Genomic DNA, 12,546 nt, shown 5'->3' on the forward strand with positions numbered 1-12,546 from the left:
GGCTTGTCTCCGGACGGGCGGCGGCGAGCTACGCCGCCGCCCTCGGGTTGCTTGGACTAGAACGAGACCGTCAGACCGCCGAACAGCGACCGGCCGTCACCTGGCCAGTAGGCGGCGGTGGCCGGACCCGCGAGGATCGCCGCCTGGACGTTGGAGACATAGGCCTCGTCAGTCAGGTTGCGGGCGTCGAGGAACAGGCTGATCCCGTTTTTGACCTTCCAGCCGGCGTTCAGATTGAACACCGCATAGGACGGAGCCGTCGTGGTGTTGCGGTAGTCGACGGTGATGTCCGAGGCCGACCATTCCACCGACGGCGCGACGAACCAGCCGGCCGGCGCCTCATACCGCAGTTCCGCCCGATAGAAGTGTTCGGGCACGATCGGCAGGCGGTTGTTGCCGTACTGAACGTCGCCGTCGAAGCGGAAGTCCGACCAGGTCCAGGTCTGGCGCAGCCGCCATTGCGGGGTGAGCCGCCAGTCCAGCGCCGCCTCGAGACCCTGATGGATCGTGCGGTCGGCGTTGAAGGTCGACGCCGGGATGCCCGGCGCGACCGTATACTGCAGCATCTCCTTGTCGAGCACCGCACGGTAGATCGTGACGTCCCAGGTGAACGGGCCGCGGCGCCCCCGCGCGCCGGCCTCGGCGGTCCAGGCTTCCTGCGCCTGAACCGGGGCGAAGCCGGTCCCGGTCGGCGACATCGAGCCGAAGTTCGGCGGCTCGACGGATTTGGTCAGGTTGGCGAACAGCTGCGCGCCGTCCTCGGCTTCCCACAGGAGGCCGATGCGCGGGGCGAACCAGTCGTAGTCCTTCGCAGCCTTCAGGTTGAAGGTCCCGGCCACGCCCGGCAGGGCGAAGCTCTGGTAGTCGCGCCCGGCCCGGCCCCAGGTCCCGCCGCCGACGAGGGCGAGGCGGTCGGTGACGAACAGCCGGCCCTCGGCGAAGACGTCCGCGGCGTCGGCATTCTGCAGGGTGCGCGAGCGTGGCGCGCCCCGGGCGCCCTTCAGGTTGACGTAGAAGTTGGAGTCCATGTCGCCGGTGCGCAGCCAGAGGCCCGCATAGGCGTCGGCCTTCAGGCCGCCGATCTCGCCCTGCCAGTCGAGTCGGCCGAAGGCGCCCCAGTTGCGGCTCTGCTGGTCGATGACCTGGAAGATCGGGTGGTCGAGGTCCTTCCACAGGCCGTAGACCGCGCCCTCGAACACCGTGCTGTCGCTGAGCCGCCAGGTGGTGCGCAGGGAGGCGCGCAGGCCGCGCTGGTTGCGGCTCTGGTCATTGGCGTAGTTCGCCGGCGCCGGCCGGCGCGGATTGGCCTGGAACTGCGCCCGGGTCAGGACGCCGGGGATTTCCTGGTTGATGTTCGAGCCATTGACGATCAGCCGCACCTCACGGTCCTCGCCGAACGACCGGCCGAGATTGAGCGAGCCGAACTGGATGTTCTGCTGGCTTTGCGGGCGCCAGCCCTGGGCGGTCTGGTTGGTGCCGGCGACATAAACGTCCCAGTCGCCGGCCTCCCGGGCGAGGGCGAGATTCTCGCGCAGCAGGTCGAATGACCCGCCGTCGACGCGGACCTGCTGCTCGAAGCCGGCGGTGGCGCCGGTGGGGGTGACCATGTTGATCGCGCCGCCGAGCAGGGAGCCGCCAAAGCGCAGGGCGTTGCCGCCGCGATAGACCTCGACGAACCGCGTGGTCAGGGGATCGGCGATCTGGCTGTCGCCGTAGCCGTCCGCCTCGTTCAGCGGCACGCCGTCCTGGGCCAGCAGCAGACCGCGGTTGTGGTTGGCGTTGCCGATGCCCGAACCGCGGATCGAGATGCGCACATCGCCGCCCCACTTGCGCTGGGCGTAGACGCCGGGGGCGTCGCGCAGCATGTCGTCGAAGGCCAGGGCCTCGCGGCTGGCGAAGGATTCGGCCGAGATGACAGAAACGGCGCCCGGTGTGCGCGACAGACGCTTGCGGGCGTCGCCCACGACCGCGGGGTCTTCCGGATCGGGGCGGGCGGTGACGATGACGGAGTCGACCGTGGTCGGCGTATCGGCGGCGTGGGCGAAAGCGGGCGCGGCGAGACAGCTCGCGCCGAGGAGGAGGGCGCGCAGGCGCGCGCCTTGGATCTTGGTCATGTGAATGGAATTCCAGAAAGGTCTGACAGGGCGCGCGTCGGCGCGCCCGGCGAAGGGTCAGGCGGTCTGGAAGGCGGGTGGTCCGGTGGAGGGGGGACGCGGCGGCGCACGTGCGCCGGGCAGGCGACTGGTGCGGGCGATCGGCGCGAGACGCGATTCGGCCGCATATCGAACGGGCAGTGCAGGCGCATCACCGGGTGAGACGACCGCGATCGACGCCATGACGCAGTCGTGACACTTCAGTCCGCCGAAGCCGTGATGCTGCGTATCGCCGCCTGGAATCGTGACGGTCTTCGTCCCGTCGACCGTGCAGAGCACGACCGTCCGGGCGTCGCCTTTCGCTTCCGTGGCAAGGGATGCGGCCGGAATGAGCAGCTGGACGCAGAGCGCGAGCAGGGCCAGCGCCGCGGGCAGGGCGCCGCGACGCGCGGGCCGCCGGACATGGCTGCTGCTGCGCATGCTCGGGCGACTACGCCCCCACGCGGGGTTTCGCAAGCGGTTCGCCGGCCCCCATATAGAGCCACTGGCAATCCGGAGGCGGCATGGCGGCGGAGGTATCTCCCGGCGAGTACAAGGACGTCGTGCTGTTCCTGGCCACGGCGGGCGTGGTGGTGCCGCTGTTCCGGCGCTGGCGGATCAGTCCGATTCTCGGGTTCCTCGGCGCCGGTGTCGTGCTGGGCCCCTACGGTCTGGGCGCCCTCGCGGATAGCATCCCATGGCTGGCCGCCGTCACCATCGAGAAGCCCCAGGACGTCGCCCAGTTGGCCGAGTTCGGGGTCGTCTTCTTGCTGTTCATGATCGGGCTTGAGCTGAGCTGGGAACGGCTGAGGCTGATGCGGCGGTTCGTATTCGGCATGGGCGCGCTGCAGGTGGCCGTCTGTTCCGTAGCCATCGCCGCCGTGGCCGTCTGGTTCGGCCAGCCGCTGCAGGCCGCCGCCGCCATCGGCGCGGCGCTGGCCCTGTCATCCACGGCGATGGTCATGCCGCTGCTGGCCGAGAGCAAACGCCAGCACAGCCAGGCCGGGCGGGCGACGTTCGCCGTGCTGCTGTTCCAGGATCTCGCGGTCGCGCCGATCCTCATTACGCTGACAGTCATCGGCAGCCAGGGCGGCGGCGAGATCTTCTCGCCCAGGATGCTGCTGACCTTCGCCCCGGCGGCTATCGGCATCGTGGCGCTGGTGGCGTTCGGCCGGCTGTTGCTGCGGCCGATGATGAAGTCGGTGGCGCGGGCCAAGAGCGAAGAGCTGTTCATGGCCGCCTCGCTGCTGATCGTCATCGGCGCCGGGCTGGTGGCCGCGCTGACGGGCCTGTCGATGGCGCTGGGCGCCTTCATCGCCGGACTGCTGCTGGCCGAGACCGAGTACCGTCACGAGGTCGAGGTCACCATCGAGCCGTTCAATGGCCTGCTTCTGGGCCTGTTCTTCCTGTCGATCGGCATCGGCCTCGACCTGTCCCTGCTGGTGCAGAAGCCGGTGATGATCGTCGGCATGGCCGTCGGTGCGCTGCTGCTGATCGGCAGCGTGGTGTTCGTCCTGGGACTGATCTTCGGGCTCAAGCCGCGCAAGGCGCTGGAGGCCGGCCTGCTGCTGGCGGCCGGCGGCGAGTTCGCCTTCGTCATTCTCGACACGGCGATGAACAGCGGTCTCGTCGGTCGCGAGGTGGGCCGTACGGTGCTGGTCGCCTCGACCCTGACGATGTTCTGCATTCCGGTTCTGGCCGCCCTCGGCGCGAAGCTGGGCGGACGTCCCGGCGCCAATCCGGCTGCCAGCGTGGCCGTTGACCCGGTCGCCACGACAGACGCGCCCACGGTCCTCGTGATCGGCTACGGCCGCGTCGGGCGGCTGGTCGGCGACATGCTCGGCCGGCACGAGATTCCCTGGGTGGCCGCCGAGCGGGACCCGAAGCTGGTGGAGGCCGGACGCCGGGCCGGGGTCGACATCTTCTATGGCGACGCCTCGCGGGCGGAATTCCTGCGCCGCTGCGGGCTGGACACCGCCCGCGCGCTGGTCGTGACAATGGACAATCCCGAAGGCAACGAGGTTGTGGTCGCCACGGCTCGCGAGCTGCGTCCGGACCTGACCATCGTCGCCCGGGCCCGCGACGCACGACACGCCAAGCGGCTCTACGAGCTAGGGGCGACCGACGCTGTGCCGGAGACAATCGAGGCTTCGCTGCAGCTGTCGGAGGCGGCGCTGGTCGATATCGGCATCCCGATGGGCCTTGTCATCGCCTCGATCCACGAGCGACGCGACGAGTTCCGCAAGGAGCTCAACCGGCCGGAGGCGCTGGGCGGGCGGCGTCGGCTGCGGGATGGGGTGAAGCTCTGAAGTGGCCGTTGAGGGCGCCGCCCTTCATCGCCGGATAGGCCAGGGCGAACGACACCAGCGCCACCAGCACGAGGGCCGGAATCAGGGCGCCGTCCTCGCGCTTCCGGCCCAGCAGCAACACGATGCCGCCCAGCAGGGCCAGGGCGAAGCCGAAGGCGATGGCCTTGAGGACATCCGTGAGCAGGCTGCCCGTCGGCGCGGTCAGCATGATCACCGGAATCTGGAACACCGAAGCGGCCGCCCAGATCATGCCGAACCGACGCGCGAGGGGATGTTGCAGGGTCATGGATCGTCTCGCCGGCGGAGTGTTGGCCGCAGCATAACCTCAATCCACCGGGCGTCCCGCGCTGTTTCAGACAGCGGCGCGGCTTGACTCGTGGGCGCGGAAATTAAATAACTGACCAGTCAGTTATAAACGCGAGGACCCATGCTTCCGCTCGGCGAACCCCGATGGCGGCGACGCAAGGAAGCCCGCCCCGGCGAAATCGTCGCCGCGGCGCTGGAGGTGTTCGCCGAGAAGGGCTTCGCCGCCGCCCGCCTGGACGACATCGCCGCCCGCGCCGGGGTGAGCAAGGGCGCGCTCTATCTCTACTTCGAGACCAAGCAGGACCTGTTCGCCGCCGTGGTGCGCGACGCGGTCAGCCCCAACATCGCCGCGGTCGAGGCGTTGGCCGCGGCCATCGATCTGCCGTTCGCGCAGGTCGCGCGGATGCTGCTGGGCCGGGCCGCCGAGATGATGGTCGTCTCGCCGGTCGGGCCGGTGGCCAAGATGGTCATCGCCGAGTCGCGCAACTTTCCTGAGCTGGCCCGGGTCTGGCACGACGAAGTGGTCGCCCGGATGCTCGGCGTCCTGACCGGCCTGATCGAGCGGGCCCAGGCGAGGGGAGAGGTCCGGCCCGGGGACTCCCGATACCATGCGCTGTCGCTGATCGGGCCGATGCTCATGGGCCTGCTATGGCGCGAAGTGCTCGAGCCGGCCGGCGCGCGGCCGCTCGATCTGAGAGCGCTGGCGCAGCAACATGTCGAGACCGTCCTGAACGGTCTTCTGACCGAAGGAGGCCGCTGATGACCCCGAAAGTCCGCATCGCCGTCGCGGTGGTTGTCGTGCTCGCCGGAGCAGGCGCCTGGTGGATGTTTGGCCGCAAGCCCGCCCGGGACGGCGCCCTGTCCGGCTACATCGAGGGCGAGGCGCTCTATCTTTCGTCCTCGACGGCCGGGGCGGTTTCGACCGTGGCGGTCGTCCGTGGTCAGCGGGTCACGGCCGGTCAGCCCCTGTTCGCGCTCGACGCGACGCCGCTGGTCGCACAGCGCGACCAGGCCGCCGCTGTCCTGGCCGAGGCGGAGGCCCGGCTCGACGACGCCCGGAAGGGTCAGAGGCCGCAGGAACTCGCCGTCACCGACGCCCAGCGCGCCGCCGCCGAGGCCGCCGTCCGTCAGGCCCAGGCCGAATACAACCGCATCGCGCCGCTGGTGAAGCAGGGCATCTACGCCCCCGCCCGCCTCGACACCGTGCGCGCCGCCCGCGACTCGGCCGTCGCCAACCTCAACGCCGTAACCAGCCAGCGGACGGCCCAGACCCTGGGCGCCCGGCCGGACGCCGTCCGCGCCGGCGAGGCGCAGGTCCAGCAGGCGCGCGACGCCCTCGCCGCCGCCCAGGCGCAGCTCGACCGCACGGGCCCGCGCGCGCCGGCCGACGCCCGCGTCGAACAGGTCTTCTACCAGGCCGGGGAATGGGCCGCGGCGAACCAGCCTGTCGTGTCGCTGATCCCCGACGACCGCGTGAAGGTGCGGTTCTTCGTGCCGCAGAAGGATCTGTCGCGTTACGGGATCGGCCAACGGGTCGCGTTCAGCTGTGACGGCTGCGCCCGCGGCCTGTCGGCGACGATCGACTATGTCAGCCCGCGGCCGGAGTTCACGCCGCCGATCATCTACAGCCGCGACAGCCGGGACCGGCTGGTGTTCCTGATCGAGGCCCGCCCGAACGCGCCCCGCGCACTGGCTCCGGGCCAACCTGTCGACGTCACGCCCCTGGGAACCGACCGGTGACCCTGGCGGTCGATGTCCGCGGGCTCAACAAGAGCTTCGGCGACAAGCATGTCGTTCAGGACCTGTCGATCCAGGTCGAAACGGGCAAGATCACCGGCTTTCTGGGCCCCAACGGATCGGGCAAGACGACCACGCTGCGCATGCTCTGCGGCCTGCTGACGCCCGACAGCGGCGAGGGCGAGGTGCTGGGCCTGGATTTCCGGCGCGAGGCGGAGCGGATCAAGCGCCAGACCGGCTACATGACGCAGCGGTTCTCGCTCTACGAAGACCTGTCGATCGAGGAGAACCTGACCTTTGTCGCGCGGGTCTACGGGCTCGACCATCGCAAGCGGCGGGTCGATGCGGCGCTGGAGCGGCTGGGCCTGGAAAACCGGCGACGTCAACTCGCCGGCAGCCTGTCCGGCGGCTGGAAGCAGCGGCTGGCGCTGGCCTCCGCGATCCTGCACGAGCCGCGCTTTCTGCTGCTGGACGAGCCGACCGCCGGCGTGGATCCCAAGGCGCGCCGGGAGTTCTGGGACGAGATTCACGCGCTGTCGGCCGAGGGGCTGACGGTCATGGTCTCCACCCACTATATGGACGAAGCCGAGCGCTGCCACGACATCGCCTACATCGCTTACGGCCGGCTGATGGCGCGCGGCACGGGCGCGGAAGTCATCGCGCGATCGGGGCTGGTGACGTTTCGTGCCGAGGGGCCGGGCGCCGACCGGCTGGCCCGCGAACTGGCCGGCAAGCCCGGCGTGGTCATGGCCGCCCCGTTCGGCGCGGCGCTGCATGTCAGCGGAACGGACCGCGCAGCGCTCGAATCGGCCATCGCACCCTGGCGACGCGATCCTTTCCGCTGGAGCGAAGTCTCGCCGACGCTGGAGGACGTGTTCATCCACCTGATGGGTCAGTCGAAGGACAACTTCGAATGAGCGCCACCCGGATTCTCGCGGTCCTGATCAAGGAATTCACGCAGCTGACCCGCGACCGGCTGACCTATGCGCTGATCCTGGCCATGCCGATCGTCCAGCTCCTGCTGTTCGGATACGCCATCAACAATGACCCCCATCACCTGCCGACCGCGGTTCTGGTGCAGGACCACGGTGCGTTCGCCCGCTCGACCCTGGGGACGCTGGCGCGCAGTGATTATTTCGACATTATCGAGGTGGCGCGCACGCCCGAAGAGCTCGACCAGGCGATCTCACGGGGCCGGGTGCAGTTCGCGATCACAATCCCCGCCGACTTCAGTCGGCGCGTCGTGCGCGGTGATCAGGCCCAGATTCTCGTCGAGGCCGACGCTTCCGACCCTTCCGCCACCGGGTCGGCCATCGCCGCGCTGTCGGCGCTGCCCCAGCAGGCGCTGGTTCACGACCTGACCGGCGCGGTGGCGGGTCGGGCAGGCGGGGCCGCCCCGTTCGAGGTGATCGTCCACCGCCGCTACAACCCGGAGGCCATCGCCGCCTACAACATCGTACCGGGCCTGCTGGGCGTGATCCTGTCGATGACGCTGGTGATGATGACCGCGCTGGGCGTTACGCGGGAATACGAGCGCGGCACGATGGAGACGCTGCTGGCCACGCCGGTCGAGCCGCTCGAGGTGATGATCGGCAAGCTGGCGCCCTACGTTCTGGTCGGGCTGGTCCAGACCGTGGTGATTCTGGCGCTCGCGCGGGTGCTGTTCGATGTGCCATTCGGCGGCGGGTGGGGCGCGCTGGTGCTGGGCATTCTGCTGTTCATCGTCGGCAGCCTCGCGCTCGGCTTCCTCATCTCCACGGTGGCCCGCAACCAGCTGCAGGCGATGCAGATGTCGGTCTTCTATATCTTCCCGTCGATCCTGCTTTCCGGCTTCATGTTTCCGTTCCGGGGGATGCCTGTCTGGGCTCAGGGTCTCGGAAACATCATTCCGGTCACCCACTTCCTGAGGGTCGTGCGTGGCGCGTTGCTCAAGGGACTGGGCGTTGTCGACCTCTGGCCCAGCCTCGCGGCCCTCGGCCTGTTCGTCCTGGTGGTGGTTTCGATCGCGATGGCGCGGTTCCGCACAACCCTCGACTGAGAAACTCGCCGTTCACGGTTCTTGTGGCCAAATTAGGCTCCAGTGTGGCTTCACCGACACTTGGCGACCGATGCTGGGTTGATATAACAAAGACTTCGAGCGGCCTTTGGTCGCATCGCGAGCAGGAGAGGGCTCTCATTATGAAATTCAAGCTTCTGGCGGGTGCGGCTTTGGCCGTCACGACGCTCGCAGCGACGGGTGCGGCGGCTCAGGACAGCGGCTGGTACGGCGCTGTCGACGTTGGCTACCACTGGTCCGACAACACCACCTTCGACACGGCCATTGGCCCGGGAAGTCTCGACGGAGACGACGACTGGACCGCGATGGCCCGCCTGGGCTACCGCCTCTCGCCGAACTGGCGCGTGGAAGCCGAAGGCGGCTGGCGTCCCGGCACGCTTCAGGTTCCGTCCGTCAGCAGCACCGGCGAGTTCGAAGTGCTCTCGCTGATGGAAAATGTCATTTTCGACATTCTGCCTGACTCGGATCTGCATCCGTTCCTGGGCGTGGGCGTCGGTATCGCCCGCGGTCAGCTGCAAGCCGTCAACGCCCCGGCGCTGGTTGTCGATGACTCGAACATCGCCTGGGCCTGGCAAGGCATCGCCGGTTTCACGGCGAAGGCCAGCGACCGGATGAACGTCGATCTGACCTATCGCTACTTCCAGACCCAGGACTTCACCTTCCAGGGTGGCGGCACCGCCGGTGAAATGACTGGCAGCTACAACGACCAGTCGGTGACGGTCGGCATCCGCTACAGCTTCCAGGAAGAAGCCGCGCCGCCGCCCCCGCCGCCGCCGCCTCCTCCGCCCCCGCCGCCTCCCCCGCCGCCTCCGCCGCCGCCGCCTCCGCCGCCGCAGTACGAAGCCCGGGAATTCATCGTCTACTTCCCGTTCGATCAGTACGTGCTGACGCCGGAAGCCCAGTCGGTGGTGTCTGAAGCGGCCCAGTACGCTCAAGCCGGCGGCGCCACGCGCGTCGTGGTCGTGGGTCACACCGACTCCTCGGGTTCGCCCGCCTACAACGTCCGCCTGTCGGAACGCCGCGCCAAGGCCGTCGCCGATGCGCTGGTGGGCCTGGGTGTCTCGGCCGGTACGCTGGCCGTGGACTGGAAGGGTGAAACCGATCTCGCCGTCGCCACCGGCGATGGTGTGAAGGAACCGCTGAACCGCCGTTCGACGATCTCGATCAACTTCTGATCCCGATCTTCGGCGTAAAGCTGAACCAAAGCGGGGCCCCGGTGGAAACACCGGGGCCCTTGCCTATGGAAATACTGTTGATTCAAAGGCTTGGCGGCCATCCGCCCAACCTTGACGCACTGCAGCGAGGCCTATAGGTTCCGCCGCGATCAAGCCGGGCCCGGGGAAACATTCTCCGGGCTGATTTCGGACCCGACCGCTCCCATGCCCAAGGCCGCCGACCCGCGCGAAGAGGCGCTACGCAGCCTCGACGAACGGGCTCGGGCGCTGAAGGCGCGAACGACCCGTCCCCCCTCGCCGGTCGGCGAGATGACGGCGACCAGTCAGGCCTACCGCATACTCGCGGAACTGCTGGGCGGAGTGTTGCTCGGGATCGCGCTGGGTGCGGTGGTGGACTGGCTGGCCCACACCACGCCCTGGGGTGTGATCAGCGGGGTCCTTCTGGGCTTCGCGCTGTCGATTTATATGGCGCGCCGTACGGCCAACCGGCTGATGGCGCAGGCAGAGGCGGAAGAAGCCGCGCGCAGGGCGCAGGTTTCCCACGTCGGGGAAGACCAGGAGTAGAAGGCCCAATGGCTGGTCCGCTGGAACAGTTCGAGATCCACAAGCTTGTCGATTTCCCCGACATCACCCTTCCGTATGTCGGAACGGTCGATCTCGCGTTCACCAATTCCCACCTCGCCATGACGATCGTGTTCGCCGTGATCGTGGCGTTCCTCGGCGTCGTCACCGCGAGCCCCAAGGTCGTGCCTGGCCGCCTTCAGACCATGGGCGAAGGCGTCTTCGGCCTGATCGACAACATGACCGAGTCGATGATCGGCCATGAGGGCCGGAAGTACTTCCCGTTTGTCTTCACGCTGTTCCTGCTGATCCTCGGCATGAACATGCTCGGCCTGATGCTGACGTTCACCGTCACGTCCCAGCTGGCCATCACCGTCACATTCGCCGTGCTGACCTTCGCGCTGGTGATGATCATCGGCGTGATCAAGAACGGGTTCGGCTTCCTGAAGCTGTTCTGGCCGATGGGCGCCCCCCTGGTGATGCGCCCCGTCGTCGGCTTCATCGAACTGATCTCGTTCTTCCTGCGCCCGTTGACCCTGTCGCTTCGTCTGTTCGGCAACATGATGGGCGGCCACGTCGCCCTGAAGGTGTTCGCCGGCTTCGTCGCGGTGGCCGTCGGCGGCAGTCTGGGCGTCCTGCTCAGCGCACCCGTCGGCCTGCTGTCGATGGGCATGGTCGTCGCCCTGACGGCTCTGGAGTTCCTGGTAGCCTTCCTCCAGGCCTTCGTCTTCGCCATCCTGGCCTGCATCTATCTGAATGATGTGGTCAATCTGGATCACGCCCACTAAAAGCCGGGCCAATCCAAACCTCCAACCCACCTTCTGACTAATTAGGACAAGAGAATCATGGACGCTGCAGCCGCCAAGTACATCGGTGCGGGCCTCGCCACCCTCGGCATGATCGGCGCCGGCATCGGCGTGGGCAACATCTTCGGCAACTTCCTGTCGGGCGCCCTGCGCAACCCGTCGGCCGCCGCCAGCCAGATCGGCAACCTGTTCGTGGGCGCCGCCCTCGCCGAAGCCCTGGGCATCCTGGCCTTCGTGCTCGGCTTCCTGATCTTCTCGGCCTCCTAAGGACCGGATGAGCGGCGACGCCCTTCCGGCGTCGCCGAACCTTCCACGGGACGAACAGGTCATGGCTGATCCAAACGAGCCCGCGGTCACGCACGACGCGGCCGCCACGGGCGAATCGACGACGGCCGAGCATGGCTCGGGCGGCGGCATTCCGCAGTTCGAGTTCCAGCACTGGGGTGGGCAGATCGCCTACCTCCTGGTGCTGTTCGCGATTCTCTACGTGCTGATCTCGCGCGTCTTCGCCCCCCGCTTGCGGAAGGTGATCGACGAACGCGCCGACGCGATCAACGGCGCGCTGGAGGCAGCCAAACAGGTCCAGGCGGAAGCCCAGGACCAGGCCAGGGCCGCCCAGGCCGAGGTCGCGGACGCCCGCGCCCAGTCGCAACGCCTTGCGTCTGAAGCCCGCGCCAAGGCGATGGCCGAGGCCGCCGAGCGTTCAGCTCTCGCCGAAACCGAAGTGGCCGCCAAGGTCGCCGAGGCCGAGGTCCGGATCGCCGCCATGCGTGACCGCGCCATGGCCGACGTCGGCGCCATTGTCGGCGAGACCACCCGGGCCATCGTTGAGAAGCTGACCGGCACGGCCGCCACGGCGGCCGAGGTGAAAGCCGCCGGAGGAGCCGCCTGATGCCCGCATTTTTCGAAGCCCACTTCTGGGATCTGTCGAACCCCGAATTCTGGGTCGGCGTCGGCCTGTTGCTGTTCTTCGGCATCGTCTGGTGGAAGGCGCGCGCGACGATCGCGGGCATGCTGGACGCCAAGTCGGTCGCCATCCAGACCGACCTCGATGAGGCCGCCCGTCTGCGAGCGGAGGCCGAGGCCATGCTGGCCGACATCCGCGCCCAGCGGGAGACCGCCGAACGTCATGCGGCCGAAATGCTGAAAGCCGCGGAGGACGACGCCGTCCGTCTGGCGGCCGAAGCCAAGATCAAGCTGGAAGAACAGATCGCCCGCCGGGCCGCTCTGGCTGAACGCAAGATCGCCTCCGCCGAGGCGGAAGCTGCCGCCGAGGTCAAGGCCGTGGCTGCCGACCTGGCCGCCCAGGCCGCCGAACAGATCCTCGCCGCCCGCCTGGCCTCGGCCAAGTCGGACCCGTCGGTCGACGCGGCGATCGCCGGCATGGCCGCGCGCCTGCAGTAGTATTTCGGGGACATGTACCGAAGGTACGTGTCCCCCAGTCGAGCTATCGATGATCCGGAT

14 protein-coding genes are annotated in these 12,546 nt (G+C 68.4%); 11 read left to right on the forward strand and 3 right to left on the reverse strand.

Annotated elements, in window-relative coordinates:
• Positions 1 to 56: 56 nt before the first annotated feature.
• Positions 57 to 2,114 (reverse strand): TonB-dependent receptor family protein, encoded by a 2,058-nt coding sequence (locus ACODSL_RS16665; RefSeq protein WP_488901845.1) that lies wholly within the window; start codon positions 2,112 to 2,114, stop codon positions 57 to 59.
• A 57-nt stretch (positions 2,115 to 2,171) separates the two neighbouring features.
• Positions 2,172 to 2,573 (reverse strand): DUF2946 family protein, encoded by a 402-nt coding sequence (locus ACODSL_RS16670; RefSeq protein WP_488901846.1) that lies wholly within the window; start codon positions 2,571 to 2,573, stop codon positions 2,172 to 2,174.
• Between the two features lie 83 nt (positions 2,574 to 2,656).
• Between ACODSL_RS16670 and ACODSL_RS16675 the strand changes: the two genes are divergently transcribed.
• Positions 2,657 to 4,441 carry a cation:proton antiporter domain-containing protein gene (locus ACODSL_RS16675; protein ID WP_488901847.1) on the forward strand — a complete coding sequence of 595 codons (1,785 nt, stop codon included), beginning with the start codon at positions 2,657 to 2,659 and terminating at the stop codon, positions 4,439 to 4,441.
• Here the strand turns inward: ACODSL_RS16675 and ACODSL_RS16680 are convergent.
• Positions 4,383 to 4,727 (reverse strand): hypothetical protein, encoded by a 345-nt coding sequence (locus ACODSL_RS16680; protein WP_488901848.1) that lies wholly within the window; start codon positions 4,725 to 4,727, stop codon positions 4,383 to 4,385. The two genes, ACODSL_RS16675 and ACODSL_RS16680, sit on opposite strands and share 59 nt — an antisense overlap.
• A 141-nt stretch (positions 4,728 to 4,868) precedes the next feature.
• Between ACODSL_RS16680 and ACODSL_RS16685 the strand changes: the two genes are divergently transcribed.
• From ACODSL_RS16685 to ACODSL_RS16730, 10 genes are all read left to right on the forward strand, one after another.
• Positions 4,869 to 5,507 carry a TetR/AcrR family transcriptional regulator gene (locus tag ACODSL_RS16685; RefSeq protein WP_488901849.1) on the forward strand — a complete coding sequence of 213 codons (639 nt, stop codon included), beginning with the start codon at positions 4,869 to 4,871 and terminating at the stop codon, positions 5,505 to 5,507.
• Positions 5,507 to 6,487: an HlyD family secretion protein gene (locus tag ACODSL_RS16690; RefSeq protein WP_488901850.1), complete on the forward strand. Its 981-nt coding sequence runs from the start codon at positions 5,507 to 5,509 to the stop codon at positions 6,485 to 6,487. Before ACODSL_RS16685 ends, ACODSL_RS16690 begins: the two co-directional genes overlap by 1 nt.
• Entirely contained in the window at positions 6,484 to 7,401 is a 918-nt protein-coding gene (locus tag ACODSL_RS16695) for an ABC transporter ATP-binding protein (RefSeq protein WP_488901851.1), read from the forward strand. Before ACODSL_RS16690 ends, ACODSL_RS16695 begins: the two co-directional genes overlap by 4 nt.
• A complete protein-coding gene (locus tag ACODSL_RS16700; protein WP_488901852.1) occupies positions 7,398 to 8,522 on the forward strand; it encodes an ABC transporter permease in 1,125 nt (374 codons plus the stop codon). Before ACODSL_RS16695 ends, ACODSL_RS16700 begins: the two co-directional genes overlap by 4 nt.
• 140 nt (positions 8,523 to 8,662) lie before the next feature.
• Complete coding sequence (locus ACODSL_RS16705; RefSeq protein WP_488901853.1) at positions 8,663 to 9,715, forward strand: OmpA family protein; 1,053 nt, start codon at positions 8,663 to 8,665, stop codon at positions 9,713 to 9,715.
• Positions 9,716 to 9,919: 204 nt separating this feature from the next.
• On the forward strand, positions 9,920 to 10,279 hold the full coding sequence (locus ACODSL_RS16710; RefSeq protein ID WP_488901854.1) for an AtpZ/AtpI family protein: 360 nt from the start codon (positions 9,920 to 9,922) through the stop codon (positions 10,277 to 10,279).
• Between the two features lie 8 nt (positions 10,280 to 10,287).
• Positions 10,288 to 11,064, forward strand: a complete 777-nt coding sequence (locus ACODSL_RS16715; protein WP_488901855.1) for a F0F1 ATP synthase subunit A — start codon at positions 10,288 to 10,290, stop codon at positions 11,062 to 11,064.
• A gap of 57 nt (positions 11,065 to 11,121) precedes the next feature.
• A complete protein-coding gene (locus ACODSL_RS16720; protein ID WP_488901856.1) occupies positions 11,122 to 11,349 on the forward strand; it encodes a F0F1 ATP synthase subunit C in 228 nt (75 codons plus the stop codon).
• A gap of 61 nt (positions 11,350 to 11,410) precedes the next feature.
• Complete coding sequence (locus ACODSL_RS16725; protein ID WP_488901857.1) at positions 11,411 to 11,974, forward strand: F0F1 ATP synthase subunit B family protein; 564 nt, start codon at positions 11,411 to 11,413, stop codon at positions 11,972 to 11,974.
• Entirely contained in the window at positions 11,974 to 12,486 is a 513-nt protein-coding gene (locus tag ACODSL_RS16730; RefSeq protein ID WP_488901858.1) for a F0F1 ATP synthase subunit B, read from the forward strand. The genes ACODSL_RS16725 and ACODSL_RS16730 overlap by 1 nt, the downstream gene beginning before the upstream one ends.
• Positions 12,487 to 12,546: the final 60 nt, after the last annotated feature.

Source organism: Caulobacter sp. FG121, from assembly GCF_057809815.1.